Origin of the sequence: Paractinoplanes rishiriensis, from assembly GCF_016862375.1 — a bacterium.
GTDB classification, from domain to species: domain Bacteria; phylum Actinomycetota; class Actinomycetes; order Mycobacteriales; family Micromonosporaceae; genus Actinoplanes; species Actinoplanes rishiriensis.
The window spans coordinates 12,201-38,629 of record NZ_BOMV01000008.1; the positions used below are offsets into that span (position 1 = coordinate 12,201).

Annotated in this window: 28 protein-coding genes, 1 pseudogene and 1 riboswitch; of the genes and pseudogenes, 13 read left to right on the forward strand and 16 right to left on the reverse strand. The window is 67.9% G+C overall.

What is annotated here, in order from left to right; all coding sequences use genetic code 11:
• Nucleotides 1-115 precede the first annotated feature (115 nt).
• The 3 genes from Ari01nite_RS07535 to Ari01nite_RS07545 all read left to right on the forward strand — a co-directional run bounded on the left by Ari01nite_RS07535 (nt 116) and on the right by Ari01nite_RS07545 (nt 3,489).
• Entirely contained in the window at nt 116-967 is an 852-nt protein-coding gene (locus tag Ari01nite_RS07535; protein WP_203780374.1) for a spermidine synthase, read from the forward strand.
• Nucleotides 968-1,125: 158 nt separating this feature from the next.
• Nucleotides 1,126-2,562 carry a translation initiation factor 2 gene (locus Ari01nite_RS07540; RefSeq protein ID WP_203780375.1) on the forward strand — a complete coding sequence of 479 codons (1,437 nt, stop codon included), beginning with the start codon at nt 1,126-1,128 and terminating at the stop codon, nt 2,560-2,562.
• A 369-nt stretch (nt 2,563-2,931) separates the two neighbouring features.
• Nucleotides 2,932-3,489 (forward strand): DUF4240 domain-containing protein, encoded by a 558-nt coding sequence (locus Ari01nite_RS07545; protein WP_203780376.1) that lies wholly within the window; start codon nt 2,932-2,934, stop codon nt 3,487-3,489.
• Nucleotides 3,490-3,741: 252 nt separating this feature from the next.
• Here Ari01nite_RS07545 and Ari01nite_RS07550 read toward each other — a convergent pair.
• A pseudogene (locus Ari01nite_RS07550) lies at nt 3,742-4,725 on the reverse strand (TerC/Alx family metal homeostasis membrane protein); the annotation flags it as partial.
• Between the two features lie 18 nt (nt 4,726-4,743).
• On the reverse strand, nt 4,744-5,466 hold the full coding sequence (locus Ari01nite_RS07555; RefSeq protein ID WP_203780378.1) for a pentapeptide repeat-containing protein: 723 nt from the start codon (nt 5,464-5,466) through the stop codon (nt 4,744-4,746).
• A gap of 191 nt (nt 5,467-5,657) precedes the next feature.
• Nucleotides 5,658-5,733, forward strand: a riboswitch (cyclic di-GMP riboswitch).
• A gap of 23 nt (nt 5,734-5,756) precedes the next feature.
• Here Ari01nite_RS07555 and Ari01nite_RS07560 point away from each other — a divergent pair.
• The 5 genes from Ari01nite_RS07560 (at nt 5,757) to Ari01nite_RS07580 (ending at nt 10,722) form a co-directional block, all read left to right on the forward strand.
• A complete protein-coding gene (locus Ari01nite_RS07560; protein WP_203780379.1) occupies nt 5,757-6,179 on the forward strand; it encodes a hypothetical protein in 423 nt (140 codons plus the stop codon).
• A 136-nt stretch (nt 6,180-6,315) separates the two neighbouring features.
• Nucleotides 6,316-7,845: a DUF5305 family protein gene (locus Ari01nite_RS07565; protein WP_239162551.1), complete on the forward strand. Its 1,530-nt coding sequence runs from the start codon at nt 6,316-6,318 to the stop codon at nt 7,843-7,845.
• 64 nt (nt 7,846-7,909) lie between these two features.
• A complete protein-coding gene (locus tag Ari01nite_RS07570) occupies nt 7,910-9,028 on the forward strand; it encodes a lamin tail domain-containing protein (RefSeq protein ID WP_239162552.1) in 1,119 nt (372 codons plus the stop codon).
• A 28-nt stretch (nt 9,029-9,056) separates the two neighbouring features.
• The gene (locus Ari01nite_RS07575) at nt 9,057-9,539 is read left to right on the forward strand and encodes an SLATT domain-containing protein (protein WP_239162558.1); all 483 of its coding nucleotides are present in this window, start codon (nt 9,057-9,059) and stop codon (nt 9,537-9,539) included.
• Between the two features lies 1 nt (nt 9,540).
• On the forward strand, nt 9,541-10,722 hold the full coding sequence (locus tag Ari01nite_RS07580) for an ROK family transcriptional regulator (RefSeq protein WP_203780382.1): 1,182 nt from the start codon (nt 9,541-9,543) through the stop codon (nt 10,720-10,722).
• A gap of 116 nt (nt 10,723-10,838) precedes the next feature.
• On the opposite strand, the gene Ari01nite_RS07585 is transcribed toward Ari01nite_RS07580, so the two are convergent.
• Both Ari01nite_RS07585 and Ari01nite_RS07590 read right to left on the reverse strand, forming a co-directional pair.
• Complete coding sequence (locus tag Ari01nite_RS07585; RefSeq protein WP_203780383.1) at nt 10,839-12,146, reverse strand: helix-turn-helix domain-containing protein; 1,308 nt, start codon at nt 12,144-12,146, stop codon at nt 10,839-10,841.
• A 1-nt stretch (nt 12,147) separates the two neighbouring features.
• Nucleotides 12,148-12,396 carry a hypothetical protein gene (locus Ari01nite_RS07590; protein WP_203780384.1) on the reverse strand — a complete coding sequence of 83 codons (249 nt, stop codon included), beginning with the start codon at nt 12,394-12,396 and terminating at the stop codon, nt 12,148-12,150.
• Between the two features lie 479 nt (nt 12,397-12,875).
• Here Ari01nite_RS07590 and Ari01nite_RS07595 point away from each other — a divergent pair, with 479 nt between their 5' ends.
• The 3 genes from Ari01nite_RS07595 (at nt 12,876) to Ari01nite_RS07605 (ending at nt 15,818) form a co-directional block, all read left to right on the forward strand.
• Nucleotides 12,876-13,955: a hypothetical protein gene (locus tag Ari01nite_RS07595; protein ID WP_203780385.1), complete on the forward strand. Its 1,080-nt coding sequence runs from the start codon at nt 12,876-12,878 to the stop codon at nt 13,953-13,955.
• Nucleotides 13,956-14,378: 423 nt separating this feature from the next.
• Complete coding sequence (locus Ari01nite_RS07600) at nt 14,379-15,218, forward strand: hypothetical protein (RefSeq protein WP_203780386.1); 840 nt, start codon at nt 14,379-14,381, stop codon at nt 15,216-15,218.
• Nucleotides 15,219-15,389: 171 nt separating this feature from the next.
• Complete coding sequence (locus Ari01nite_RS07605; RefSeq protein WP_203780387.1) at nt 15,390-15,818, forward strand: histone-like nucleoid-structuring protein Lsr2; 429 nt, start codon at nt 15,390-15,392, stop codon at nt 15,816-15,818.
• Nucleotides 15,819-16,069: 251 nt separating this feature from the next.
• Here Ari01nite_RS07605 and Ari01nite_RS07610 read toward each other — a convergent pair whose 3' ends face one another.
• The 12 genes from Ari01nite_RS07610 to Ari01nite_RS07665 form a co-directional block, all read right to left on the reverse strand.
• Nucleotides 16,070-16,972 (reverse strand): S1 family peptidase, encoded by a 903-nt coding sequence (locus Ari01nite_RS07610; protein ID WP_275410830.1) that lies wholly within the window; start codon nt 16,970-16,972, stop codon nt 16,070-16,072.
• Nucleotides 16,973-17,044: 72 nt separating this feature from the next.
• Nucleotides 17,045-17,950, reverse strand: coding sequence for a JmjC domain-containing protein (locus Ari01nite_RS07615; protein WP_239162553.1), 906 nt, complete (start codon nt 17,948-17,950; stop codon nt 17,045-17,047).
• A gap of 26 nt (nt 17,951-17,976) precedes the next feature.
• Nucleotides 17,977-18,429: a hypothetical protein gene (locus tag Ari01nite_RS07620; protein ID WP_203780389.1), complete on the reverse strand. Its 453-nt coding sequence runs from the start codon at nt 18,427-18,429 to the stop codon at nt 17,977-17,979.
• 81 nt (nt 18,430-18,510) lie between these two features.
• Complete coding sequence (locus Ari01nite_RS07625; RefSeq protein ID WP_203780390.1) at nt 18,511-18,747, reverse strand: DUF397 domain-containing protein; 237 nt, start codon at nt 18,745-18,747, stop codon at nt 18,511-18,513.
• A 373-nt stretch (nt 18,748-19,120) separates the two neighbouring features.
• Nucleotides 19,121-19,351: a DUF397 domain-containing protein gene (locus Ari01nite_RS07630; protein ID WP_203780391.1), complete on the reverse strand. Its 231-nt coding sequence runs from the start codon at nt 19,349-19,351 to the stop codon at nt 19,121-19,123.
• A gap of 117 nt (nt 19,352-19,468) precedes the next feature.
• The gene (locus Ari01nite_RS07635; protein ID WP_203780392.1) at nt 19,469-19,675 is read right to left on the reverse strand and encodes a hypothetical protein; all 207 of its coding nucleotides are present in this window, start codon (nt 19,673-19,675) and stop codon (nt 19,469-19,471) included.
• Nucleotides 19,635-19,880 (reverse strand): hypothetical protein, encoded by a 246-nt coding sequence (locus Ari01nite_RS07640; protein WP_203780393.1) that lies wholly within the window; start codon nt 19,878-19,880, stop codon nt 19,635-19,637. The genes Ari01nite_RS07635 and Ari01nite_RS07640 overlap by 41 nt, the downstream gene beginning before the upstream one ends.
• Nucleotides 19,870-20,214 carry a hypothetical protein gene (locus Ari01nite_RS07645; RefSeq protein WP_239162554.1) on the reverse strand — a complete coding sequence of 115 codons (345 nt, stop codon included), beginning with the start codon at nt 20,212-20,214 and terminating at the stop codon, nt 19,870-19,872. The genes Ari01nite_RS07640 and Ari01nite_RS07645 overlap by 11 nt, the downstream gene beginning before the upstream one ends.
• A 4-nt stretch (nt 20,215-20,218) precedes the next feature.
• Nucleotides 20,219-21,022 (reverse strand): SAM-dependent methyltransferase, encoded by an 804-nt coding sequence (locus Ari01nite_RS07650; protein WP_203780394.1) that lies wholly within the window; start codon nt 21,020-21,022, stop codon nt 20,219-20,221.
• Nucleotides 21,019-21,663, reverse strand: a complete 645-nt coding sequence (locus tag Ari01nite_RS07655) for a GNAT family N-acetyltransferase (protein WP_203780395.1) — start codon at nt 21,661-21,663, stop codon at nt 21,019-21,021. The genes Ari01nite_RS07650 and Ari01nite_RS07655 overlap by 4 nt, the downstream gene beginning before the upstream one ends.
• 7 nt (nt 21,664-21,670) lie before the next feature.
• Nucleotides 21,671-23,176 carry an APC family permease gene (locus Ari01nite_RS07660; RefSeq protein WP_438872151.1) on the reverse strand — a complete coding sequence of 502 codons (1,506 nt, stop codon included), beginning with the start codon at nt 23,174-23,176 and terminating at the stop codon, nt 21,671-21,673.
• Nucleotides 23,177-23,237: 61 nt separating this feature from the next.
• The gene (locus tag Ari01nite_RS07665; RefSeq protein ID WP_203780403.1) at nt 23,238-23,843 is read right to left on the reverse strand and encodes a GOLPH3/VPS74 family protein; all 606 of its coding nucleotides are present in this window, start codon (nt 23,841-23,843) and stop codon (nt 23,238-23,240) included.
• A 683-nt stretch (nt 23,844-24,526) separates the two neighbouring features.
• On the opposite strand from Ari01nite_RS07665, the gene Ari01nite_RS07670 reads away from it, so the two are divergent.
• Nucleotides 24,527-25,912 (forward strand): NsdA family TPR-like regulatory protein, encoded by a 1,386-nt coding sequence (locus Ari01nite_RS07670; protein ID WP_203780396.1) that lies wholly within the window; start codon nt 24,527-24,529, stop codon nt 25,910-25,912.
• Between the two features lie 35 nt (nt 25,913-25,947).
• On the forward strand, nt 25,948-26,429 hold a 482-nt coding region (locus Ari01nite_RS07675; RefSeq protein ID WP_203780397.1), incomplete at its 3' end, for a GNAT family N-acetyltransferase.

Sequence of the window (26,429 nt, forward strand, 5' to 3'; positions counted from 1 at the left end):
CCGAACGCCAGTGTGGACCCTCGGATCCCAACCGTATGACCGTTTTGCAGGAGTTTGTCCCTCGAACCGGTGACCCGTCCGCTCCCGCCGTCATCCCGGATCCGATACTGATCACGTGGCACAGCGCAGGAGGTCCGACCGGATCGTCGAGACCGTGGCCTCCGGGATCGCCGAGCTCATCCCCGATGCCGATCGCGCCGGGGCGTACACCCTCCTGCTTGACGGCACCCCGCAGTCGCACGTCGACCTCGCCGATCCCACCCACCTGGAGTTCGAGTACATCCGCCGGATGGCCGCGGCGATCGACCTGATCGCGCCGCCCGGCCGGCCGCTGCGCGCGCTGCATCTCGGCGGCGGCGCGCTCACGCTGCCGCGCTACGTCGCGGTCACCCGGCCCGGCTCGCCCCAGCGGGTGGTGGAGATCGACGGACCGCTTGTCGAGGTGGTCCGGCGCGAGCTGCCATTTCCGGCAAAAGCATCAATTCGCGTACGCGTCGCGGATGCGCGCGCCGCCCTCGAAGGTATCCGCGAAAGCGGCTACGACCTGGTGGTGCTGGACGTGTTCGCCGGCGCCCGGACACCCGCGCACCTGACCTCGGTCGAGTTCGTCCGCGAGGTGGCCCGGGTGCTCGACCCCGGTGGCTGGCTGGTCGCGAACGTCGCCGACGGGCCGCCGCTGCGGTTCGCCAAGGCCCAGGTGGCCACGATCCGGACCGCGCTGCCCTCGGCCTGCCTGGTGGCGGACGCCGCGGTGCTGCGCGGCCGGCGGTTCGGCAACCTCGTGGTGCTGGCCGGCCGCACCCCGCCGCCGATCGCCGACCTGTCCCGGCGGGCCGCCGGCGACTGGTTCCCGGGTCGGGTGGAAACCGATCTCGATCGATTCGTCGGCGGCGCCGCACCCGTGACCGACGGTGCCGCGGTCGCCTCCCCCACCCCACCAGCGGGTCTGTTCAGTAACAGAAAGTGACCAGGAATAGGCCGAAGGTCTTACATTTTTTCGGCCTGTCGTGTAGCCGTCAGGAAATCCGGTGTGAATCGCGGCTGCTGACTTGTCCGCATCTATGTTGCACAGATGTAATCAACCAGACCGCGTCGAATGCGCGGCGCCGACTGGGGGGAAGGCGCATGCCCGAGAAGTACTTCCTGTCAGCCACCGGCACCGACCTGGCCGGCACAGCGGGCCGCAGACGGGTGCTCTGGAGCGGGCGGTGCGCGGTCGCCGAGTATGCGTTCGAACAGCCAAACTCCCTGCCCAGGTGGACTCTGCCCGAGGAGACCGAGGTCGTCGTCACCGAGGACCGGGTGATCTACCGCGACACCGAAACCGGCGCCACCGGCGAGCTGCGCTGGCCCTGGCCCCAGCACCTGCGCGTCCAACCCGGCAACCGCGACACCGGCCGCTCCGCCACGGTCACGCAGATCCAGCTGGTCTGCGCCGGCCCCGCCGAGACGTTCCCCGCCCTGGTCTTCGCCGGCGGCGACATAGCCACGGTGCGTGACGCCGACCGCCTAGCCAACGTGTTACGCCAGGCCATCGCCCGCTACCGCGTAGAGCACGCCGTCGAGCTGGGCGTCTCCGCACCGCACGTGCGCATGCTGTCCCGCCTGGTGATCGGCCCCGAGTTCAACAACTACCAGGGCGGCGAGGGCCAGACGATCTCCCTGCTGGGCGCCCTGACGGTCGAGCCGCCGGTCACCGCCCGCCAGTCGGCGGTCTACGGCGTGCCGCCGGAACCACTGCCCCCCGGCTATGCGTTCGACACCACGCCGGCGTACGGCACTCCCGCGTACGGTTACGACCCGGGCGCGGCGGCGTACGTGTCAGACTCCCGGCCGCCGGCGGGCTACATCCACAACAATGGCGCACACGCGTACGCGGCCGGTCCCGTCGAGGCGCCCTCGGGCTACGACACATACGGCGCCCACGCCGCCGACCGCCTCCCGTCCGCCGACAGCATCCCCGCTGCCAACGGCATCCTGGCGGCGGGCAGCGCTCCCACCAGCATTCCGGCTCCCACCAGCATTCCGGCCCCCGCCAGCATTCCGGCCCCCGCCAGCATTCCGGCCCCCACCAGCCCTGCTGCCACCAGCAGCGGCCTGCCCGCCACCGGCGGCGTTCCCACCACCCCGGCGCCCGGATACGCGCCACCGGCCGGCACCCCCGGTTGGCCGTTGGCAGGTCACCCGGAGTTCGGCGCCACCCCGCCGCAGGCGCTGCGCCCCGGCTTCGACACCGAGACCACCCGGCACCCCGCCCGCCCGGCCGACGAAGCCACCTTGCGCGGCACTCCCGACCTCGAAGCGCGCGCCGCCGAACTGGCAGCCCGGGTGGCCAGTCTGGTCTCCACCGGCGCCGACCTGGAGCGCTACCAGCAGACGGCCAACCTCTCCAGCTACCTGCACACAGCGACCGCACCCGCCCCCGCCGCCGACCGAGCCGAAAAAATCCGCCGCACCGCAGCCCGCCTGGCGGCTAATTCCGCCCGCGGCCGCACGGTAGCCCCACGCCGCAGCCCCGAGGACGACCTGGCCCACCCGTACCGCACAGACCCGAGCCGCTAGACAGCGCCCGAGGTCCGCACGATTCCGTTCCACCCGCCGCGGACTGGCAAATCACGGTGACCGTCGCCGCCGACCACGGGGGTCGCGGCCACCTTCTTGGCTTGCAACCCCGAATCTTGGTGCGGTGGAGACGCGAATCTCAAGTCCCGCCCGGCAGTACGGCGCTCGCCCATGCCTTCCCTCGGCGTCCAGCTAAAGGGCTTTTGTCGGATATGTGCCCGATGAGCTGCCGCATCATGCGACGACAGGGCCGAGATGGTGGTCCACAACTGTTCGGATCACGGCACTTGCCGGGCCTGCCGCGGGACTTGGCTTAACGCGTACGTCTGCTTGGTTTTGATCTTTTGCAGTTCTGGCTACCCTGCGTGGGTGATCCAATTCTGGGAGCTGATCGAGGAGTCCGCGGGGCATCGGGATCGCACGGACTGGATTGCCTGGCGGCTCAACTCGATGGCGGCCCCGGAGATCGTGGGGTTTGAGGTCGGGCTTATCGAGGCTCGGCGGCAGGCTGAGACGTGGACCATGTACGGGGCGGCCTGCCGGATCATGTCGGGGCTGTGTTCGATGGACGGGTTCTGGTATTTCCTGCCGTGGTTGACCGGGTTGGGTAAGTCGACGTTTGAGCTGGTGGCGCTGGAGCCGGACGTGCTCGCGGAGGTGCCCGAGGTGCGGCGGCTCGCGGAGTTGACCATGGATCGGTGGACGGATGACGACTGGCCGCAGTGGGAGGACCTCAACTACGCCGGCCGGGGGGCCTATGACGCGGTGACCGGGGAGGACGAGGGGATTCTCGACGCGCTGGCGGCGCTCGGGTACGCCTATCCGGAGGACCCCGAGCCGACCGGGGAGCGCTGGGACTTCGACGACGATGCCGAGATGGTCCGGCGGCTGCCCCGGCTCAGCGCGCTGTTCCCGCTGACCCGCTGACCCGGACGCACCGGGCCGTGACGCGCGCCCGCCCGGCTAAGCGCGCGCGTAACACCGCCCAGCCGCCACCCGCTCGTCGTGGACCTCGTGGGCCCTCCGCAGCAGCGCCATCAGCTCGGACTCCGCGCGGATTCTGGCCCGGTATTTCTCGGGGAGGGTCTTGATGTGGGCCTCCTCGTTCAGGAGGCGGTGGAAGATCTCGTCGCAGTAGTTCGGGTCGGTTTCGATGTCCAGGAACTCGTTGGCGTGGCGGCGGGCAGCGGCCACGTACATCTGCGCTCGGCCCTTCGGGCTCAGCAGCGACACCACGACGGTGAGCAGCAGTATGCCGACGATCAGGATCAGCGAGAGCAGGGTGGGGATCTCGGTGGCGTGGATCGTTTCGCCGTCGTTGATGAACGGGACGTTGTTCTCGTGCATCGCGTGCAGGATCAGCTTGACGCCGATCAGCGCCAGGATCGCGGCCAGGCCGTAGGACAGGTAGACGAGCCGGTCCAGCAGGCCGTCGATCAGGAAGTACAGCTGGCGCAGGCCCATCAGCGAGAACGCCGTGGCGGTGAAGACCAGGTAGGTGTTCTGGGTCAGGCCGAAGATCGCCGGGATCGAGTCGAGCGCGAACAGGATGTCGGTGCCGCCGATCGCGACCATGACCAGCAACATCGGGGTGAGCACGCGGCGGCCGTTCTCATAGGTGAACAGCTTGTCGCCGTCGTAGGTCTCGGACGTGTGCAGGAACCGGCGGGCCAGGCGGATCACGAAGTTGTTGGGCGGTTCGTCGTCGTCGGTGCCGTGGCCTTTCAGCAGGTTGCCCGCGGTCATCAGCAGGATCAGCCCAAAAAGATAAAAGATCCAGGCGAACGAGTTGATCAGGGCGGCACCGAGCGCGATGAAGCCGGTCCGCGCGATCAACGAGACGACGATGCCGAACAGCAGCACCTTCTGCTGGTCGGCCCGCGGCACCTTGAAGCTGGTCAGCAGCAGCAGGAAGACAAAGAGGTTGTCGACCGACAGCGCCTCCTCGGTGATGTAGCCGGCGAAGTACTCGGCGCCCATCTGCCCGCCGCCGAAGATCGTCACGCCGAGCCCGAACAGCAGCGCGATCGACACGTAGATGCCGGTCCAGCGGGCCGCCTCACCGATCGTCGGGATGTGCGCCTTACGGACGTGGAAGAAGAAGTCGAACAGCAGCAGACCGACGATGCCGGCCACGGTCAGCAGCCACACCAGACCCGACACATCCTGCATTCGCTCATCCTAGGAGTCTTGTGTGACTGCTGCTCTCCTCTGCGACTCGGTGAGGAACAGGACACCGCTCAGATCCGCCCCGCGCAGGTCCGTGCCGCGCAGGTCGGCACCCGTCAGATCGGCCCGGCGCAGGTCGGCGTCGCGCAGGTCGGCCCCGATCAGCAGGGCACCGCGGAAGCTGGCACCGCGCAGGTCAGCACCCCGCATCCGACGCCCGATCAGGTTCTTGCCGTCATGGTCCGGCCCGTTTGGTCGCGCCAGGCGACTCGCTTTCCGCAGGAGCGGATTAATGCGATGGCGGTACGCGACCAGGTCGAGCTTCTTGATTTGGGCGGGCGTCTCCGAAGCCAGGTCGTCCACCTGTTGCAGAGCTTGACGGAGCTTCGGGTGGAGTTGCCGGGCCTCGTCAAGCTTGAGCGCCTCGGTCAGGTGCCACATCAGCTCGTGCAGTTGCCGCACGACCGGCAGCAGCTCGAGACGCTCGGCCCGGCTGCTCACGATCTCCTGGGTGAGGCGTTGCCCGGCACCGAAGCAGTCGAAGACGACGCACCCGCGAAACCCGCGCTCCACGAGCCGCTCATGAATCGTGCACCGATGGTCCGCAGCCAGGTTCGGACAGGCCCGGCCGGCCGGTTTGTCGATGGCAAAGTCCGACGATTTGGCGAAGGCGGGGGCCACGCAGCAGAGGGCTTCGCAGCGCGCACAGTCGGCGCGGAGTTCCCGTTCGGCCATGGCGCCCACTCTCTCAGACAGCTTGGGCGCGGTGTCGGGAGCGTGGTTGGCGAGCCCGCCAGGGACATAGCACGGCCGATGTGACAGGTGTTCCAGAACGCCGAAGATCCTTTCAGGAAATTGCCAGCCAACCCTTCACCGAGCGCCGGGCGGAGCCGATTCATCTGGTGTCCGAGACAGAGCAGCCCGCTCGTCGATAAGAGCAAACCCGGCGCAAGCCGGGGACGCAAAGCCAACGGGGCCCTAAGGGCCGGCCGGGTTACCGAACAGGGGAGATCTGAATGCGCGCCATGAACCTTCTGCAGATGGTGGGCGGCGTTGCCGCGGCCGGCGTTGTTGCCGCTGGCACCACCGCCCTCACCGGCACCGGGCTGGCGACCACCGCGGGTGCGTCCCAGTTCGTCGGCGGTACCGTGAGCCAGTCCGTTACCGGCGCCACGCTCGAGTCCGTCACGTACGCGTTCTCGGACGGCACGAAGACCATCGTCAACAGCGTCACGCTCGCTTTCAGCACCGGAACCGCCACCGGCAAGACGGTGACGATCACGCCGACGGGCGGCGCGTACGCCGGCACGGCGATTGGCGGCAGCTGGACCTGCGCAACCGGCGCCGACAGCACCCTCTGCACGGTCAAGGACAGCAGCGCTGCCGCCGTCACCGGCCCCGCCAACGGGTGGTCGGGCTTGACGTCCCTCGCCATCACGGTGGCCTAATCGGTCCCCGTCCGGCGCCTGAGCTGCAAGGCTAGCGGTAGTCACGCCACGCCGGGAGACTCAAATCCGCTGGACCACTCGCAAGATCACTATGGCCGTCATCCTTGGGATGGCGGCCATAGTGGCGTGGGCGGTAATGACCGCGCGCCTCTCCTATGTCGTCACGCACGGCGTGAGCATGAACCCGGTCTATTACCAAGGGGGCTTGGTCTTCACGGTTCGGGCCGATTCATACGAAGTCGGGCAGATCGTTGCTTATCATGGTTCCAGTCCGGGACAAAGGGTGCTGCATCGCATCATCGGCGGACACGGTGACACCGGTTTCGTCTTGAAGGGGGACAACAGCCAATCGGTCGATCCCCTCAAGCCCACCGCCGACGAACTGATCGGCCGGGCCGTCCTTCACATCCCAAAGGTCGGCACCTGGCTGGAGCCCCTGCTCGGCCCAAGCGGACTTGGCGTGATCGGCTTCCTCGTCGTCAGCGGCGGTGCTGCAACGGCGCGGACTCGTAGGGAGATTCCCCGAGGTCGTCGGAAGAAGAGGGCGAAGGCCATGGCACCCCAAGGAGGCTCCTGGGCGATGGCGGCTGCGGTACTCAAGGCCGTCGGACGCCTGTCCACCCCACTACGTGTTGCAGCCGGTGGCATCGCCGTTGCCGCTTGCTCGGCTCTCGTCCTGGGCGTTCTGGGTTGGATGAAGCCGGTGACCTACCTGGAAGATGCGGAGTCGGGACTGAGCCAATCGATGGCCTTCTCCTATACCGCTTCGGTTCCGCGGTCCGCGGCTTACGACGGCACCACGGTCACGTCGCCGGATCCCATCTTTCGAAAACTGACAAACCAGGTCAAGTTGGGCCTAAGTTTTCGCGGCTACCCGGGCACATTCGAGGTGGCGGCCCGACTGACCAACGGAACCGGGTGGCACACGACAATACCTCTCTCGAATTCGAAGAGAATCACCGGCGAGAACCACACAACGACGGTGACGCTGAACTTGAACGACCTCGACGAGCGGGCAATTGCCGCAGCCGAGGCCATCGGTGTGCCGCCCGCGCCCGTAGCAATCAGCATCACCGCACGGGTCTCGGCTCCGGGTCGCAATCCATTCGTCGCAGCCCTCCAGCTGAACCTGACATCGTTACAACTTTCGCTGGTGAACGGCGCCTCTTCCCTGCTGGTGAAGGATTCCGCCGCCGAACAACCAGCCAAGATTCGCGTCGTGCGCGAGATCAAGCCGTTCGGTTACTCGATCATGACGGCCGGTCAGGCCCGCTCGTACGCCGTGCTGTCAGCGCTGTGCGCCCTGGTCGGCGCCGTCGTTCTCGCCCTGATCGCCCGCCGCCTCGTCCCGCTGCGCACTCGAACCGAGATCGAGCGCCGATACTCCCACCTGCTCGTCCCGGTCGAGCCGATGGCCAGCCCACCCGGCAAGCCCGTCGTCAACGTCGACAACTTCCCCGCGCTGGTTCGGCTCTCCGAGCGCTACGGTCAGATGATTCTCACCTGGCGCCGTCCCGACGCCGATGACTTCGTCGTGCGCGATGAGGGCATCACCTACCGTTACCGCGTCCCCCTCGAAGAACCGACACTGCAGAACATCGAGCACATCAACCGCCCAAATAGCTCCGGCACCCACCGGCGGAAGGCATCATCGCAGGTGTCCTGACCGGCCGAAAACATCGGCCTAGCAGCTATTACTCCGTACTTAAGCGGTACCTAAGCTGCTCGGAATGATCATCAAGCACGTTGCCACGGCCGCCGCTGCCGGTGTCGCCGCCGTGTTCGCTGTGGCCGCACCCGCTGCCGCCGCTACCACTCCGACGCTCGATCAGCCGACCATCCGCACCGGCTTCGGCATCATCACGCTCACCGGTACGGCCGACCCAGGTTCGACGGTCTATCTGTGGGAAGCTGCGCTCAAGTTCAGGACCGACATGTACCAGGCACCGGACTATGACCGCGGCGGGTTCGTCTCCTCGATCGCCGGCTCCAACGGGCGGTTCGAGATCCGGCGTAACCAGGACTCGGGTTTCCGCTGGTACGTGGAGTCGGGTGGGCTGCGGTCCAACCACATCGACGTGAGCATCCGGGCGGGAGTCACGCTCAGCCTGTCGTCGCCCGGTTCCGGTCAGGTGTCTGCGACGGTCGGTGTCAGCCCGTCGCAGCCGTTCCTGCCGGTTCAGGTGCAGCGGCTGTCCGGTGGGTCCTGGACGACGGTCGCCAGCGGTCACACCAGCGACCCGGCCGCGACGTTCAGCGCGTCCGACTCGGGGCTGTTCGGCGGTTCGCACACGTACCGGGCCCACATCGGCGCGGACGCCGATAACGGCATCGTCGCGAACTACTCGGACTCGGTCGCGATCACGGTTCAGGGCCCCACCAACCCGAACCCGACGCCCACCACGCCGAAGCCGACGCCCACCACGCCGACCCCGAAGCCGACCACCCCGAAGCCCACGCCGCCGAAGCCGGCCACCCCGGCCGTCGGCTCGGTGCAGTTCACCCGGATCCAGTACAACGCCCCGGGCACGGACAAGACCACCACCAAGAGCCTCAACGGCGAGTGGTTCCGGGTCACCAACAAGACCAAGAAGGCCATCAGCCTCAAGGGCTGGACGGTCCGGGACGCCGCGAACCACGTCTACACCTTCGGCACGTTCACCCTCGGCGCCGGCAAGTCGATCACGGTGCGCACCGGCAAGGGCACCAACACCTCGACGTACCGGTACTGGGGACGCAAGGGCCACGTCTGGAACAACGGCGGCGACACCGCGATCCTGCGGACCAACGCCAAGAAGACCATCGACACCTGCCGGTGGGGCAAGGGCAGCGGGGTAACCAGCTGCTGACGATTCCCGGCAAACTATGCCGGTGAACATGCAACGCGACGCGCGGTCCCAGCGGAAACGGCTGATCCACCTCGATCGGGAGTTGACCGGGGAGGATCTGGCCGACCGGGCCCTGGTGCATGCCTTGGTCCAGGCCGACTGGTACCGCGCGTCGATGCGTCGTACCCGCCAAAGGTTTTTGATCCTGGAGGGTGGCGCACTGCTCCTGGCCGGCGCCGCCACCGTGCTGGCCGCCCTGAGCGCACCCGCGTGGCTGACCGCCTCCGTCGCCGCCCTGGTCACCTTCCTGGCCGGCCTGCGGCGCATCGTCAACTGGCACGACGACTGGCTGGCCTTCTCCGAGGCGTGGGCCAAGGCCACCGGCGTCATCACGAAGTACCGCCTGCTGCCGGCCGCCGAACGCACCCCCGACAAGCAGCAGGAACTGGTCTCGACCGTGGACGCGCTGGTGCTGACCGAGACCCGCAGCTGGGGACGGCGGCGCCGCGAGCTGACCCAGGCCGCGGCGTGACATGACCAGGCACCGCACCAGCCTCGGCACGCTGCTCCGGCACGTCCACCTGGACGGCCCGCTGTCGAGGACCGAGCTGGCCGAGCGGATGGGCGTCAACCGCAGCACCGTCCTGTCGCTGACCGCCGAACTGGTGGCCGCCGGCCTGGTCCGCGAGGAACATCCCGCCGCCACCAGGGGTGCCGGCCGGCCGTCGCTGGTGGTGCGCCCCGAGTCGGAACGCGTCTACGTCCTGGCCTTCGACGTGTCGGTGGATCGCCTGGACGCCGCCCGCGTCGGCCTGGGCGGCGCGATCCTGGAACGCCGGCAGGCCACCCGCCCGCGAGCCGGCGTCGACCTCGACCGCGTGGTGAGCGTCCTGGCGGGCTTCGGCCGCGAGTTGCACGAGGCCGCCTCGCCCGGCGCCGTGTGCGTGGGCGTCGGTGCCTCGTACTGCGGCATGATCCGCCCGGGCGACGGCACCGTCCGGTACGGCCCCGACCTCGGCTGGGTCGACCAGGCGTTCGGCGCCGAACTGGCCCGCGCCCTGGGCCTCGGCCAGCCGGTAGCCGTCGGTAACGAGGCCCACCTGGGCGCCCGGGCCGAATACGAGCGGGGCGCCGGCCGCGGCGAACCCAACCTGATCTACCTGCACGGCGACGTGGGCGTCGGCGGCGGCATCCTGGTCGACGGCGACCTGCTGGGCGGCGAGAGCGGCTACGGCTGCGAGGTGGGCCACATGCTGGTCAACCCGTACCAGGGCCGCCATTGCCTGTGCGGTTCCAGCGGCTGCCTGGAAGCCGAGGTAGGCGAACACGCTCTGTTGTCCGCGGCCGGCCGCTCCCCCGACCTGTTCGGCCGCGAGGCGGTCCGCGACGTGGTCCGCGAAGCCGCCGAGGGCAACAAGGAGGCCACCGCCGCCCTGTCCGAAATAGGCGACTGGCTGGGCATCGGCGTCAGCAACCTGATCAACCTCTTCAACCCCGGCGTCCTCATCTTCGGCGGCATGCTCCGCGAGGTCTACCAGGGCGCGGCCCCACACGTGGCGGCCCGGATAGCCCGGCACGTCCTCCCGGTCTCCCGCGACCGCACCCAGCTGCGCCTGTCCGCTTTAGCCGACGACGCCACCCTCATCGGAGCCGCCGGGCTGGGTTTCGCCGCACTGCTTTCCGACCCCTCAAAATCCCATGGAGGTACGCGTTAGCACCACGCCCCGGTTTTCCGGCGACCCGCTGCCGTCCCCAGCCCGTGCCGCCCGCATCCGGGCTGAGCTGCAACGGAGGCCGCCGGCCGCGGCCCGGCGGCGACGGCCCCCGGCGATCAGACGCCCAGCAACCGCCGACACGCCGGATCGAAAAGGAACTCGATCGACGGCGCACCTGCCGGCGGTAGGACGATCCGCTCCAGGCAGGCGATCAGCGCGGGCAGCACTGCGCACGGCCCCACCACCAGCGCGCGCCGGGTCACCGACCCACACGTCGCCTCGGGGAAGTTGACCTGGCTGCACCGAGGCACCCGGGGCGGGCCGTCACCGGTGAATGCAAAATCCTCTCGTTGCAGATAAAACCCGTCCTTCACGTAATACCAGCCGCTGGACGACCCATGGTCGCTGCGGCATTGGACCGTAGTGGTCCAGTCCGGATCCAATGTCGACAGCCGTACCCGCTGACCGTCGTCGCCGTCGAACGTGACCACCGGTTCGACCGGCCTGACCAGCCTGATCTCGTCACCCGACGGCAGAACGACCGTCGCCGCGGGCGCCCGGGCGCCGCTTGGCGACGGCGACGGCGCCGGGCGGTCCGGCGCCGACGCCGGCCGTTCACCGACGGCATCCCGCGTCACGGCGCCGTCCGGCCGCTCGCGTGCCGGTGTCTCCGAGGGGGACGACGCGGGAGCCTCCGCGACCGGCGCCGGGCGCGACCACACCCGCGATGTCGGTTCGGCCGGCACCGGCGCTGCTATCTGCCACACCACCGGGCCGATGAAGAGGCACAGGACAGCGGCGGTCACCCCGATCACCGTCCGTCTCACGTCGCGCCGGACCGGACCGGCGGCCCGATCCGGCGGATCTGTGGTGGATTCCGGCGCGGGCTGTTTCGCCTCCAGCTCGCGCCGCCAGGCCAGCCACTTCTCGGCCTCCTCGTCCGCCGTGCCCACGCTGCCGAGCACCGCACGCACGAGCGATTCCTCCGGTACCACATAGGACGTGAGGCTCGCCGATACGCTGCTCGACGAGCTGTGCAGGTCTTTTGCCAGCCTCCGGACGCTGACGCCGGAACCCTCGAGCACGCGCCGCAAACGCGCGTTGAACGCCGCCGCCGTTGCCGGGGCGTCATCTCCGCCGTCCTCCTGCTCGTGGTAGCGGCGCAGCGCCTGCTGCAGGTGGGACCAGCGGCGCTGCCACTCATCCAGATCGCCACCGCAGGCATCGACGAACTGCCTGGTCACCTCCCAGGTCGGCGGCGTGTTACCGGCCGCGGCCCGGGACAGCACCGAGGCGTTGCGACCGGTCCGGTTGCCGAGTTCCTGATAGGAGAGCCCCGCCCGCGCCCGCAACTGCCGCAGTTCGATGGCGAACGCGCCCAGCTCCACCACGTCGGTGGTGACTGGTTTCTCCGTCCGGGGCATCTCAGGCCTCGTACCGCCGAGGCGTCCCGAGGAGGGCCGGCTGGACGCGCTCCAGGATCCAGGCGATGGCGAGCACCTGGCTCGCCATGTCCATCCACCCGGGATCACCGAGAGCCGCATGGATCAGCACGGCAGCGATCAGGGTGATGACGGGCAACTGCTGCGGATCGCAGACCACCCGGACGGCGTCGCCACCGTTCGGTACCACCGGCACCAGGTCACCGGGCAGCTCAAAACTGATTTCCGGCATGTCTCTCCTTCGAGGTGAGCAACCGCCGGTCCACCCGGATCCAACGGTTGCACGTGGGCTACACCAGCCGGGGCGGTGGGTCATTCTGGCGCCGCCTCGGCTCGGTAAGTATGGGCCACCGAATCGGGATGAACCGGCACGACACTGTACGAATCATCGCGCTCTGGCCGAGGCCCAGGTCACGGCGTTGCCGCAGGTTCAACGCCGTCCCCACCGGGGCGATACGAACCGCCCGCCAAGGTGCGGACAATGCGGACTGGCCATCGAGCCGGTCCCCGATGAAGGATCGACGTGGCATGTCTACGTGGGCTGCCAGAGGGGCTTCCTGTTGGCGCGGGAAGCCCCTCACCCCGCCCGACGGCCGGTCCGAGTGGATGACGGGTCGGCCGAAAGGCGGTCCGCGCATCCACCCGTTCGGGACCGTTGACCGACCCACCTACTGGCAGGCGGACGGGCCTGCCGGTCCTAGGCTGCCGGGAATGATCAAGCTGCGGTTTCCGGCCGCCGGGCTTGCCGCCGCGACGGCCCGAGGCGGCACGGCACTCGCTTTCGGTGCGGTGCTCACCCTGCTCGCTGCCGGCTGCGCGGGGCAGGTGAGCGGTACGGCACCGGCGGATGGGCAGTCGCTCCCGTCGGTCGAACCCGCGCCGGATCCGCCGCCGTCGAGCGAACCGCGGATCCACCCGCGCTGGCGCTCGTGTGCCGGCGAACCGTCCATGCGGCCGCGGGACGAGGGAACCGACGCCGTGCCGCTCCTGCGCTACTCCGGCACCTTCCACCCGGTGGCCGCCGCCAGGTGCGAGGAGGGAACTCAGCGACGGCCGGACGGCGGCACCGACGCCATCGCCGTCGAGAACCATGCCGATGACGTGGCGGCCCTGATCGCCGCGCTGCGCCTGCCGGACGCGCCACCGCCACCGGAGTCGTCCGCCGACGACGAGGTGCCGGCCCTGCTCTGCCCCGCGGACGGCTACGCCCCGCCCCGGCTGGTGCTGCTCGACGCGCAGGGCCGATGGGTACGCCCGCACATTCCCCGCGGCGACTGCGGCAAGCCCCTCGCCGAAGCCACCGCCGCCATGGACGGGCTGCGCTGGACGCGAGTCAAGACCCGGGTGCTCGGGGAGGTCGTGTCAGCCGAGGCCGCCGCCAGCGGATGCGATCAGGTCGCCACCGACATGGTCTGGTTCACCGGCGTCTACCCGCCCACACGCCAGGGCGATCTGGCCCCGCTGGCAGCCGACACCGCATCGGTACGCCTGTGCATCTACGAGGTGAAGCCGAGCGGCCGCGACAGCGAAAAGCCGCAGGGCACTTTCGTCTCCGGACGCCTACTACCATCCACCCGCTGGGCCGCCGTAAAGCAGGCAATCCAATCCTCCGGCGAAGCACCACCATGCCCCGCCCCCGCCACCCGTTTCGCCCACCTGACAACTCCCCGGGGCGATATCCACGCAGAACTAGACGGCTGCCACCGCCTGGTAGCCCCCGCCATGGGAACCAGCTACGAGACGATCCGCCAGGCCCCCACAAATCTGCCAGACCTGCTGACCAGGCCCTAAAGGCGCAACGTATCCGTTACCGCAGCCAAACAACGTGGGGTTTCCGGGGGCTCGGCCCCCGGAGCAGATATGCGAAGAGGGGGCTATGTCCGCGCTTTCTGCGGACATAGCCCCCTCTACCTCGTAGCGGGGACAGGATTTGAACCTGCGACCTCTGGGTTATGAGCTGTTCGATCTCCGTCTCAGGGGTTTTGCGCTGACCCAGTCGTTGCGGCCCGACCTGCGCTAAGACATCTGGACCGTCTCGCTCGTTCGAGTAAGTCCCAGCCCTTGCGGCTGGTCTTTACTACCGCCCTACTACCGGATCCCGGGTCGGTTCTACTACCGGCTTACTACAGGTTTACTACCACCTCAACCCCCAGGTCAGCCCCGGTCGACGCACCGTCGTCGCCGGGGCTCTTTTGCTGTTTGGAGGACGTCCCCTTGACCACGAACTCGCACCCGCCAACGACCGAGCCGGGCCTTGCCGACCGGCTGGAGCGCGTTGCGCTGTTCCTCATACTCGGCGCCGTCGCCATCCTGGCCGGCAAGGTCGCGTTCTTCCGCGTCGTCGGTTGGACGATGGAGAACAGCCCAGACGAAACGCCGTACGAGGCCGGTTGGACGAACGGAATCATCACCGAGCTGCTGCCGATCGGTGCCTTGCTCTATATTCGCCACCAAAAGCGCCACGGCCGCAAGCCGGGTTCACTCGCGTGGTCGGCGCTGCTCGGCGGCTTCCTCTTCTCCCTAGTCGCGCAGCTTGCCCAGGCCGAGCCGACTGCCTTCGGTTGGATCGTGGCAGGGTTGCCGTCCGCAGCGTTCATGGCCTTGAGCAAGTTGGTTGTTTCGATGCGGCCGGCACAGCATGCCGTTGAGGTGTCCGCCGCGAACAGCCAGACAGGCGCCGTGATCGCTCCAGTCGTGACGGCGCCGGTGGCCGAAGCTGCGGAGCCTGACGGCTCGCGTACGAGGAAAACGAAGCCCGAGCCGTCGCCGATGCCGGCAACGCGACATGCCGCAGCCACATCGAAGTCATCGGAACCGTCCGCGGCGGCGCGACGCCGATCTTTGCCGGCAACGCTCACCCGAAAGGATCAGGTCGTTGCAGCGGCGAAAGCGTTGGGTCCGGGCGCTTCGGTTGAGGCGATTGCGTCGAAGGCTGGTGTGAGCGTGAGCACGGTGCGCCGTCATCTCCCGCCAGTTAACCAGCCCATCGGGCAGCCCAAAATGCCTGGTCAGGCTGTGGTGCTGTCAGGCGATGTCGCGTTGTCCGCGGCGTGAGCCATCGCGAAAATTGGATTGCGCGCCGCCGTTGTTGGTGGTTCGACTACACCAGCAACAATTAGAGGCTCAGGTCACTTTGCTACGGGCCTCATTTAAATCGGCATGCCGATATGATCGGTTGATCAAATCTGATAGTCAAAGATTCGAGTAGCCCAACGGGAAGGGACCATGGCGAAACAAATCATCGAGAGGCTCATCGACGACCTCGACGGCGGCGATGCCGAGGAGACCGTCACGTTCGCGCTGGACGGGGTGAACTACACCATCGACCTGTCCACGAAGAACGCGAGCAAGCTGCGTGAACTGTTTGCCCCGTACCAGTCTGCGGGTACCCGGCTCGGCCGCGGTGCCGGTACCTGGCGTCCCGGCCTTGCGCCGAAGCAGGGCCGCAACAGCCGGGCCGACAACGCAGCGATCCGCGAGTGGGCTACGAAGAACGGTCACGAGCTGGCGGAGCGGGGCCGTATTCCTGTGCACATCGTCGAGGCGTACGAGACCGCGAAGGCCGCGCCGGGTAAGGCCCCGGCGGCCGAGGTGAAGGCCCCCGTAAAAGCCACGCGGCGATCGGGTAAGAGGGCGGCTGCGGCGGTGGCTTGATACGTCGGCGTGACGCCGTCGCGCATCCGTCAAGACGGTAACGTGCATGGGTGCTGCCCTGGCGGGCACCCTGCACGACGTCAATCCCCAGACCCAGGTGACCGCACTGTGCACCTTCGACTCGCGCTCTGTAGAGCCCGGCAGCCTTGGGCACGACTTCGTGTGTGCCGGTCCAGCCGCCGCACCCTGCGTCGAACGGGGCGGTCGGGCAGCGCGCGACGGCTGGACCGGGGCTCACAGGGTGTGGCTCGCTAGGGAGTCGGCTTCATAAGGAAGGTGAAGTCGTCGGCGAGAGTCGTCGCCTGCGCGGTGTACGCCCGGACGTGCCTGCTCGGCGCGACCGTGCCGGAAACGATCGTCGTGACGATCCACCGGGCGTAGAACGCGGGGTCGGTGTAGATGATCGGCGATCCGCACGGGTTGGCGCTGTTGGTCTCGCGGCTGGCGACGCCGACCGACTTGCCCTGCTTGCTGCGGCGGTCGGTAATGCTCAGCCATTGCAGCGCCGGGCCACCCGAGTCGCCGAAGCACGCGCCGGGGCTGGTGCAGATCTCTCCCGCGCTGATCAGGCCGCCGGAGCAGTCGGAGTCGGAGAGCACGGTGACGTCGCGTTGGCGCAGCATCTCGGGCAGTTCGGTGCCGGCCGGCACCGGGAACTCCCGGAGTCCCCAGCCGATGAGCCGGCTCGGCCCCATCCGGGCGCTGCGCGCCCAGGACAGCGACATCATCGGGCCGCCGACAGCCCGATCCAGCAAGACGAGCGCGATGTCGGCGATCGGCCGGCCGGTGTCCTGGAGCCAGGCCCAGTCCGGATGGATCAGCACCCTCGCGCCGATGGCCTCCTGCCCGCCGCTGAGCCGGCTGCGGGAATTGATCCGTACCGTGATCCGCTCCGGGGCCACGGACACCACGCTCGGCTCAACGGTGAAGTCGGACACGCAGTGGGCAGCGGTGAGCAGATACCTGGGGGTGATCAGGCTGCCACCGCACTTGAGGATGCCCAGTCCCGGGTAGTCCACCGACACCGCGGCCATACCCGGATACGAGCGTGTCGCTTCTTGCCCGCCAACGATCGCGAGAGCGGGAGCCGCTCCCAGGAGAAGCGTGCCGAGAAAACCGGCCACGGCGATCGTTGATCGTCTGAGGAGTTTCATTGATACCTTTCGATATATGTGGCTACATGGCCCGGCACGTCGGTGTGCCGGGTTGTCTGAGGGGTGCCGGTGTCAGCCGGCGGCGGGCTCGTCGTGGCGTTCGGCGATGGCCCGCAACGCCCGGGTGAAGGTTTCCGGGTCGAGGGTGTTGACGTGTTCGATGAGCAACTCCCGGACGTGCCGGATATGCGTGGCGAGCGCTTCCCCGGTGAGGTCTGCCGGTGGGATCGCGTGCCGGAAGGCGGGGTTGTGGATGGCGCTGCCGACGAGGTGTTCGGCGATCCACAGCGGGGTGCGTTCCTGGATGACGACGGTGACGTGCACACTGTCGGTCGCGGCGTCGCGGGAGTGCGGGTTGTGGATCCAGCCGCGGGGCAGGACCAGGACTTGACCGGCGGCAAGTTGCACGGTCAGGTCGGGGCCGTTCTGGCGGCAGCGGGTGACCCAGTCGTCGTCCCACCGCTGCACGGAGGTGTGGAAGTCACCAGTCGGGTGCTCCACGATCGGCTCCCACAGTTCCCACGTCTTGGTCCCGGCGAGTTGCACGACGATGCCGAGGTTCTGGTCCCAATGCCATTCCAGACCCTGTTCGCCGGGTGGGGTGACGAACGCGGAGGCGTAGCCGGTGCAGGCCGTCTCGTGCTGGATCGCGCCCGTGACGACCCGCATCGGCGGGTACCAGTGCTCCAGGTGCCGTAGCTGCACGGTGTAACCCTGATCCCGCCAGTACCTGACCTTGACCGGGTCCAGCCGGCCGGCGGTGGTGAACGACGAGGGGTGCCGGGGTGCGGCGCTTTTGATGATGTTGACGTCGCCGGGCGGCACGCAGCCGGTGTCGAGGTAGTCGTACAGGGTCTGGTCGGTGAGGATCGCCGGTAGCGGGCTGTCGTCGGGGAGTTGGTGCACCGACGGTTTGTCGGGCCAGCCGGTCATCATGGCGGCGACGGTGGCCGGGTCGAACAACATGCTCAGAGACATCCGGTTCCTCCCTATGCAAGGGGTGGTCAGGAGGGCGGCAGAGGGCAAGGGATCTCGGACCTGTGGGCGTGCGGGCAGCAGATCACGCCGTAGGCGACCTTGCTGAACCCGGCGATGTAGTACTCCCAGTACGCATCCGCCCCATGGGCCAGGCCGTCGCGGCTGTGCGTCATGCGGGCATCGAGACCGACATCCGAGTAGCCCTCAGCCGGCAGGTGCACCGGCGGGTACTTGCGGTAGTGCTCGGCCAGCCATGCCAGCGCCGCGTCGAGGTCGGTCCAGGTGCGCTCGCGCGCGGTCGCCCGGGTACGCAGCAGGAAGTGGCCGAGCTGCATGGGCGGCATCGTCGAGGCGAGGAACGTGTGCATGTCCTCGGGTTTGCTGCCCGGGTTGCGTTGCAGCGATCCCTCTGCCTGCCGCAGCTCTTGTCCCGAGCCGGTCCACGGCCCGTACCCGTGCCAGTGCAGCGCTGATCCCATCTATCCCCCGAAAGTTGGAGTGGCGGGCCACCCCGGCCGGCGAAGCGGCCCGCCCAAATTTGTTGGCGGTCGTCGCGTGTGTCAGGTGATGGCGTTCGCGTCGCGGGTCCAGCGTTCGACGAACGAGCGGATCTCGTCGCCGGTGAACCGCAGCGTCGCGCCGTTGCTCTCCGGCTTGGTGTCACCGATCAGGTACGCGTCGGTGGCGCCGGGCAGCGGGGCGAACGACACGCAGGACTCCATGCCGCTTTGCAGGTTGCCTCCGCAGTCCTTCAGCTGGACACCGTCGGTCGGCAGCTCGTACAGGTTGACCGTCATGAGACGATCCCCTCTCCGGGAGTTGTGCTGCGGAGATGCGGTCTCCGCACCGCAGTGCACTTTCCGTCCCGGCCCGGGTCGTCTGCTTTCCACGGGAGGCGACCCCGGCCGGGAGCCCTTTGGCAACGGCGCCGCCACCAGCCCCGACACCACACCTGTCGGTGATCTTGGGAGGCGGCTCCGAACGAGTAACGAGATCATCGGGCGGGCGGATGCCACGAGCCTGCGGGATCGGTCGCGTGTCCGGCTGCCACACGGCCGGTCTTCAGGGTGTCGTGTGCTCGGCTCAGTACGCTGATCGTGGTGGCGTAGCGGGAGATGGGAGCTCTCGCTACGCCACCGTCTGCCGCGTGTCAGCGCTCGCGGTCCGGGCTCAGGGCACGATCAGGTGGTCAAAGTCGCCGTCCTTGGCGCCAAGGACGAACGCGGACATCTCCGCGGGGGTGAACACCAGCGCTCCCTGGTCGGGGGCTTTCGAGTGGCGCAGGGCGACACCTGCGTCGAGCTGGGCCAGTTCGACGCAGTGCCCGGCGGAACCGGACCGGCCGCTCTTGGTCCAGACGGTGTCGGGGGCGATGTCGGCGGATGCGATAAACGTCTGCATCGGATCTCCAATCAACAAATGGTTCGGTTCAATGAGGTTCGGTCGGGACGGCTGTGCGGGAACGCGAGGATCAATCGGGTAGGTAGGTGGTCCGCGCTGCGATGTCATTCGTCTCCATCAAGTGGGGTCACCGAGCCAGAGCAGGTCGGCTTGGCGTAGCTCGGCGGTTTCTTCGGCGCTGTTGGTCGAGTAGACCGACGTCCCGGCTTGGGCCGGCCAGGACACCGAGTGCGCGGAGCCGTCGGGCAGCACCATCCCGTATCCGACGACGCTTTCCGCTTCGTTATCGGTTTTCCGGGTGAGAGCGAACAGCTTCGGCAGCATCCGCCTGCTCCTTTCTGGCAGATTCGTCGTCCCTGCCTCGGCCGATCGCCTGCTGGAGGGCTTCGGCATCCAGGACCAGGACGAGGCAGCCGCGGTCCGGATCGAAATGCACGCCCTCGACCTCCACATACACGTTGTTGATCACCACGCCGACATTCGCGTTGGGCTCACGGGAGGCGGTGGCGAACAGGGCGTTACGCAGCACGACGATCTCTCCTGTCTCGTGGGATCCAGCCCAGGAAGCGATCAAACAGGTTGTCGACCCGGCCCCACGCACAGTTGCCGGTCGCCTGCTCCATCGCGTCGACCATTTGCGCGCCGAGGTAAGTGCTCAGGCCCAACAGGTCGGCCTGGAACTGTTCGGCCAGCTCGACCTTGGCCGGCGCACACGGCCACGGCTCGCCGCACTTCCCGCAGTCGAAACTCGGCCGTAAGGCGACGTGCGCCAGCGCGACCCCCACCGGCACCGAAACAGCAGCATCGGGACCGGCGGCTACCGGGCCGTCTGCCGGGGCCGGTGTAGGTCGTCGCGGGCTCACGGGGTCACCCGGCCTTGCGCGCGATGCCGCAGTAGACGTTCAGCGTCTCCGGGCTGTCGATGTCGGGCCGCCACAGCGGCGTCGAGACGACACCGGGTTCGACCAGGTCCAGGGTGTCGAAGAACTGTTCGATCTGCGTGGGGGTGCGTAGGTGGTAGTCGGCGCCCCCGTCTCTGGCTGCCTTGACGGCCCGGCTGGTCCGGTCGGTCAGCACGCTGTCGTTGACGGCCAGGTAGCTTGCGGGGGCCAGCTCGGCGACGATGCGGTGCACGATGTCGGCGGGTTTGTCGTCGTCGGCGACGTGTCCCAGAATGCCCAGCATCATCACCGCAACCGGCCGGCCGAAGTCGAGGGTCTTCGCCGCTTCCCGCAACACCGTGTCCGGGTCGCGGACATCGGCATCCACGTAAGCGGTCGCCCCGGCCGGGTCGCTGGTCAACAACGCGCGGGCGTGGCACAACACGAGCGGATCGTTGTCGACGTAAACGATCTTCGCCTCGGGTGCGATCGCCTGTGCTACCTGGTGGGTGTTGTCGACGGTGGGCAGGCCGGTCCCCAGGTCGAGGAACTGGCGGATACCCGCCTCACCGGTCAGGAACGTGACGGCGCGGCGCAGGAACGCCCTGGACTCGCGGGCCACGCGCACGATCTCGGGGTATTGCTCGATGACCTTGTCGCCGACCGCGCGGTCGGCGGCGAAGTTGTCCTTACCGCCCAGCCAGTAGTTCCAGATCCGGGCGCTGTGCGGCACCTCGGAGTTCAGCCCGGAGGCAGGGTGCGTCCCTGCCGGACCCGCCGTGGTGTTCATGACGCCCCTCCCGGCTGCTTGGTCGGGTGGCCGTTGACCGGGCCGGCGGGTCGCCACATCGGATGTAGCAGTGGCCCGCCCTGGCCGACCAGGTACGAGGGCCGGAGTTGGTAGCCGTGCCGCAGGTAGAGGGCCTGGTTGCGCAGGCCGGTGGCTTCCAGGTAGGTCGGCATCGCTTCGGTGTCGAGTTGCCGGTGCCGGTGTTCCAGGAGCTGGCTGCCGATCCCGCGGCCTTGCCATTGCGGGCGTACGGCCAGGTAGGCGAGGTAGTAATGCGGCGGGGTCTGCGGGTGGTGGGTGTGCATCGCCGCGTCGAGGGCGTAGAAGCGCGGGCAGTGCGGGCCGACCGCGGCGGACAGCCGGGCCGGGTAGTCGCGGATCGCCGGCTGGGGCTGGTCGTCGTGGCGGTACCAGATGGCGACCGCGATATCGAGCAGCACATCGACCTGCCCGTAGGTGAGGGCGTGTTCGGCCAGGATGGTGAAGTACGGCAGGTAGCGGCGGGCGCGTTCTTCTGGGTCCGGGATCAGCCAAGGCCCGAGATCTCCTTGCTGGAACGCTGCGGTCAGCAGCCAGGCGATGCCGGGGGCGTCGCCCGGCCCGGCGGCCCGGATGTGAGTGTGCGCGGCGGTCGCGGACATCAGCGGTTCACCTACCCGCCGTGGTCAGCGGTGCCGGGCGGCTGGTGGTGCTGTGTGCGCCGCGGCCGATCGCCGCGTACACCTGCGGCTGGCGGGCCTTGAGGATCAGCGCCCACACGATCCCGGCGACCGCGGCGACGCCGTACACCGCGGGTAGCTGCCAGCGCAGCCCGGACGTGGGGTCGACGCCCAGCAGCGTCGCGAACTGCGCCAACGTCACCGCGAGCACACCGCCCAGGCCGAGCGCGGCCAGCGCCGGGGCGAGGATCCCGCGACCGGCACCGACCCCCACCCGACGGCGGGCCGGGGTGAAGTAGGCCAGCACGGATACCGAGGTGGCGGTCATCAGGATCAGCACACCGAGTCCGCCGAGCACGGTCAGCCAGAAGAACATATGCGTGAACGGATCCCACGCGGCCAGCACGTACGTGCTGATCACCCCGGCGGCGATCACCGTTTGCAGCGCGGAGCCCCAGATCGGAGCGCGGGTACGCGGGCTGGTCCGGCCCAACACACTGGGCAGGACGCCTTCGCGGCCGAGAGCGAAGAAGTAGCGGGCGGCGGTGTTGTGGAACGCCAGCAGCGCGGCGAACAGGCTGGTCACGAACAACAACCTGCCGACCGTGATCACCACTGCGGGCAGGTACGGGCCGGTCAGGGTGAAAATCAGCTCGGAGCCGTGGGTGGTGGCCGCCGCGACGATGTTCGCCGGCCCCGTGGCGACCGACATCGCCCACGCGCAGAACGCGTACAACAAGCCGATGACCGCCAACGCAAGGTAAGTGGCGCGGGCGACAGTCTTCTGCGGATCCTTGGACTCCTCGCTGAACACCGCGGTGCCCTCGAACCCCACATAGCCGGCGATCGCCGTCGCCAACGCCGCACCCAACCCGGCGGTGAACAAGTTCGCCGGGGACAGCGTCGTGAACGAGACCGTTCCCTCGGCCGGGTGCGCCACCTGCACGCCAGCGAGGATCACCGCCACCACGATCTCCGCGATCAGGACGGTCGCCAGGACCCGGCTGTTCAGATCGATCCGCCGTCCACCGAGCACGGCGATGACCGCCCACGCCGCCATCGCCCACGCCCACCACGGCGCCGAGATCCCCAGCTCGGCCGCCATGAACGTCTGCGCGACGACACCGAACCCGCCGTACAGGCCGGTCTGCATCAGGTTGTAGCCGGCTACCGCGACGAACGCCGCCCCCACCCCCGCGGGGCGGCCCAGGCCATGGGTGACGTAGGTGTAGAACGCGCCCGCGTTCACCACCCGACGCGACATCGCCACATACCCCACCGCGAACACCGCCAGCAACACCGCGACCACCACATAACCCAGCGGAATCCCGGTAATCCCCGTGACCGCGAAACCCGCCGTCGCACCCCCAGCGACCACCGTCAACGGCGCGGCAGCCGCCATCACCGTGAACACCAGCGGCCACACCCCCAACCTGGACCGGGCCAGCTCAGCCGTGACCGTGCTGGGCGGGGCAGAAACCGTAAACGAAGACACGGGTATCGACTCCAGAAAATCGAGGGGAAGACGACGCAAAGGTGAAGAGCAATGGTGAGAGTCAGGTGCTGGTGATGACCGCGTCACCCACCGCCGCTTCGGTGTGGTAGATCAACTCGCGGATCATGACTGGCGCGGTCGCGACTACACGGCGTAGCTCACCCGCCAGGTCGTCGGCTGCGCCCAACAGAACGATGCGGTGCAGGTCTGTGGCCAGGACCAGACCAGCGAGAACGGTGTCGAACACATCAAGCGGCTCGCCGGCCCGCAGCCTCGTCGACAACCGCGCCCACGGCCAGGCCGCCGCGTTCATGTCCACCGGCACGTACCGCACCGACCGGCCGAACAGGCCCCGCGAACGGTGCTCACGCACCTGACCACCACGGACCAGCCGGGCCGCGACCTGGGCGCGGGAACCGCGGGCCAGATACGCCAGCCACGTGCGTACCGGATGATGGACCGGCTCGCTGGACACCTGGTCCAACACCGCGTGCGCCAACACATCACCCGGAGGCGCACCCTCAGCGACAAGGACGAACCCGTCCCGCAGCACCGCACGATCCGCTAGCAGCAGCTCGCCCAGCAACGCCGCGGACAACCCGAGGCCCGCCACCCGGGCATCCAGAAGCAGGCGCCCGTCACTGTCGCGATGGATCAACCGGAACATGTCATCCGCCAGCACCGGCCACCCGCCACCTGCGGAGCTGCGGACCTCGACCGAACGCACGCCCCGCGCAGCCACGGACGCAGCCGCCACCGGGCGACCAGCAGCGTGCCGGCCGAACGGCGAATCCCGATGAGGCCCCGGCCCAAGGCCGGGACGTTCACCGTGACGATCCGCAGGCCAAGGGTCCACGTGATACACCACCGCTGATCACCTCATCTCGAAATCACTGACGCTCAACCCATGCCTCGCAGCAGCTCCAGCCCGGATGACTGCCCACCTCGCGCCCCGGTCGCGATTGGTGCCTCGCCCGCCGCACCGCCTCGGGGGCTGGGGACGGCGAGCGAGGAGTCGTCGGCTCTCGACCAAAGCCAAGTCAGCAGCGGCTCCTGGCTGGCCGTCGAAATACGATGTGGATCAGGGCGTCCATCGTGGCTCCAGTCGTGTCGTTCCGCGCCGCAATCGATGACGGCCCGTAGCGCAGCGGGTGCGCTACGTCTCGCCACGCAGTGTGCCGATGTGGACAATGTCGTAAGAAGCGCGCGCCAGGGCCTGCTCGCTGCCATTAGGCTGCCGCAAGCCCGGCGTCCCGCGGCCTTTTCCCTCCGCAGCGGGCTCCAGACTGGCTAGATGGCAGTGCTGAGCCCTACCGTCGTTGCGAGAGATCCGTCCGGAAGGGGTCGGAGATGGCGGCAGTCCAAAGGCCCACGTTGCTCGCAGTGCTAGTCGAGCGTGACGAGTGCACCCACGACGAAATCGTGGCCAACTTCGAGCGGTGCGCCCGGGCCAACGGTGAAGATGCCACCCTGAGTGTTCGAACGTTGCGACGTTGGATTGCGGGTGACGTTCGAACTGCGCCGCGCCCATCACAGCGACGTGTTGCCCGCCTTTTCTGGGGCAACGCGATGTCCGAACTCTTGGCGCCGCCACCCCCCGACGCTTCCTCGATGCCGTCAACGGGCGACACAGTGCGCACTACGTTTGACTCTGTTTCGTCAGGCCGAGTTGGAACGCCCGCATTAACAGACGAGCCCAGCGGCTCGCCAGGAACCTTAGAAAGGCAGGTTGCAATGGCAACTCGGCGTGCGGCCAGGTTCGCAACATTCGCTGAGATCGACAACGTCGGCCCAGAAGCAATCGCTCAACTTCAGGACGACGTGGTATATCTCGCCAACGCCTACGTCCACGATCCACTTATAGCCTTTATGGGAGACCTGATCGACGGCCAGGAAACGATTTTTCGAATCCTGGAGGGCCGCCAGAAGCCGACATTGACTCGCGATCTATATACGCTAGCGGGAGTGGTGTCCGGTCTTATCGCTAAGGCAAGTCAAGATTTGGGCCAGTTCCATGAAGCGATGACTCACGCCAGGACCCTCTACGTGTGCGCCGACAACGCCGATCATCAGGGCTTACGTGCGTGGGCGCGAGGTCTGCAATCATTGATTGCATACTGGGCGGGTCGCCCGCAGGAGGCAGTGCGTTATGCCCAGAACGGCGCAGAGTTCGCGGCCAATGTAACTGGCTCGGTCGCAGCATGGCTGCCTGCGCTTGAGGCCCGGGCGTGGGCCCTTATGAACCTGGAAGGCGAGGCAAGCGCGGCAATCGGCCGGGCGATCGATCGGCGCTCGGAATACCAGCCTGACGACCTTGACGCGATCGGAGGTCTGCTCTCTTTCCCGCAGGCCAAGCAAAGCTACTACGCCGCTGGAACGTACGTCTGCTTAGAAGGCGAAGCCGATCAAGAACGCGCTCAGTCTGAGGCGCTAACGGCATTGGACCTGTTCGAGCGCGGCAGACCAGAAGACCGATCTTTCAGTGACGAAGCTGGCGCCTGTTCCGAACTCGCTCTTGCTCGGGTTCACACAGGCGAGGTTGAAGGTGCTCGCAATGCGCTCATCCCGTTGCTGGCGCTTGAACCCGAGCGACGCATCGGTGGCATCATCACGAGCGCAAGTCGAGTGCACCACGCGCTGCGCGCACGACGCTACACCGGGTCATCCGAGGCGAAAAGCCTTCGGGAAGAGATCGAAGCATTCAGCAGGGTGCCTGCCGCCGCCCTCCCCGCATGACGCGCCTCCAGTCGCCGAGAGATACGGTCAGCCCTGTGTTTCCTATTGAAATCAACGGCCCTCGCATCAGCCTGCGCGAATTTCGCATCGACGATCTAGATGCATCGATGAGTGTGGTCGGCGATCCGGAGGTCACTCGGTGGTTGAGCTACGACACCCGAACCCGAGCCGATCAGGCTCAACGCCTAACCGCCGACATCCAACGTGCACAGACCCAGCCACGGCCGGACTACTATCTTGCGATCGCAAACGGCGATGACGTTCTCGTCGGTTTCGCTCGTATTGGCCTCGGCCGTGATGGGGGCGAGCTGGGTTATGCAGTAAGGCGGGAGGACTGGGGACGCGGTTATGCAACCGAGGCCGCATCCTTGCTGATCGAATTCGGATTCACCGCCCTCAAATTGCACCGAATTCAGGCTGCTTGCGGTCCGGAAAACCATGCTTCACAGCGACTGCTTACGCGGCTACACTTCGTTCCCGAAGGCCGCCTACGAGAACACGTGTTCACCAATGGAGC

Coding starts and splice junctions, on each gene's coding strand:
- Ari01nite_RS07540 (WP_203780375.1), top strand. CDS start 1,126: ATGCCCGAGAAGTACTTCCTGTCAGCCACCGGCACCGACCTGGCCGGC.
- Ari01nite_RS07555 (WP_203780378.1), bottom strand. CDS start 5,466: ATGGCCGAACGGGAACTCCGCGCCGACTGTGCGCGCTGCGAAGCCCTC.
- Ari01nite_RS07560 (WP_203780379.1), top strand. CDS start 5,757: ATGAACCTTCTGCAGATGGTGGGCGGCGTTGCCGCGGCCGGCGTTGTT.
- Ari01nite_RS07565 (WP_239162551.1), top strand. CDS start 6,316: ATGACCGCGCGCCTCTCCTATGTCGTCACGCACGGCGTGAGCATGAAC.
- Ari01nite_RS07570 (WP_239162552.1), top strand. CDS start 7,910: ATGATCATCAAGCACGTTGCCACGGCCGCCGCTGCCGGTGTCGCCGCC.
- Ari01nite_RS07575 (WP_239162558.1), top strand. CDS start 9,057: ATGCAACGCGACGCGCGGTCCCAGCGGAAACGGCTGATCCACCTCGAT.
- Ari01nite_RS07580 (WP_203780382.1), top strand. CDS start 9,541: ATGACCAGGCACCGCACCAGCCTCGGCACGCTGCTCCGGCACGTCCAC.
- Ari01nite_RS07585 (WP_203780383.1), bottom strand. CDS start 12,146: ATGCCCCGGACGGAGAAACCAGTCACCACCGACGTGGTGGAGCTGGGC.
- Ari01nite_RS07590 (WP_203780384.1), bottom strand. CDS start 12,396: ATGCCGGAAATCAGTTTTGAGCTGCCCGGTGACCTGGTGCCGGTGGTA.
- Ari01nite_RS07595 (WP_203780385.1), top strand. CDS start 12,876: ATGATCAAGCTGCGGTTTCCGGCCGCCGGGCTTGCCGCCGCGACGGCC.
- Ari01nite_RS07605 (WP_203780387.1), top strand. CDS start 15,390: ATGGCGAAACAAATCATCGAGAGGCTCATCGACGACCTCGACGGCGGC.
- Ari01nite_RS07610 (WP_275410830.1), bottom strand. CDS start 16,972: ATGAAACTCCTCAGACGATCAACGATCGCCGTGGCCGGTTTTCTCGGC.
- Ari01nite_RS07615 (WP_239162553.1), bottom strand. CDS start 17,950: ATGTCTCTGAGCATGTTGTTCGACCCGGCCACCGTCGCCGCCATGATG.
- Ari01nite_RS07620 (WP_203780389.1), bottom strand. CDS start 18,429: ATGGGATCAGCGCTGCACTGGCACGGGTACGGGCCGTGGACCGGCTCG.
- Ari01nite_RS07625 (WP_203780390.1), bottom strand. CDS start 18,747: ATGACGGTCAACCTGTACGAGCTGCCGACCGACGGTGTCCAGCTGAAG.
- Ari01nite_RS07630 (WP_203780391.1), bottom strand. CDS start 19,351: ATGCAGACGTTTATCGCATCCGCCGACATCGCCCCCGACACCGTCTGG.
- Ari01nite_RS07635 (WP_203780392.1), bottom strand. CDS start 19,675: ATGCTGCCGAAGCTGTTCGCTCTCACCCGGAAAACCGATAACGAAGCG.
- Ari01nite_RS07650 (WP_203780394.1), bottom strand. CDS start 21,022: ATGAACACCACGGCGGGTCCGGCAGGGACGCACCCTGCCTCCGGGCTG.
- Ari01nite_RS07655 (WP_203780395.1), bottom strand. CDS start 21,663: ATGTCCGCGACCGCCGCGCACACTCACATCCGGGCCGCCGGGCCGGGC.
- Ari01nite_RS07665 (WP_203780403.1), bottom strand. CDS start 23,843: ATGTTCCGGTTGATCCATCGCGACAGTGACGGGCGCCTGCTTCTGGAT.
- Ari01nite_RS07670 (WP_203780396.1), top strand. CDS start 24,527: ATGGCGGCAGTCCAAAGGCCCACGTTGCTCGCAGTGCTAGTCGAGCGT.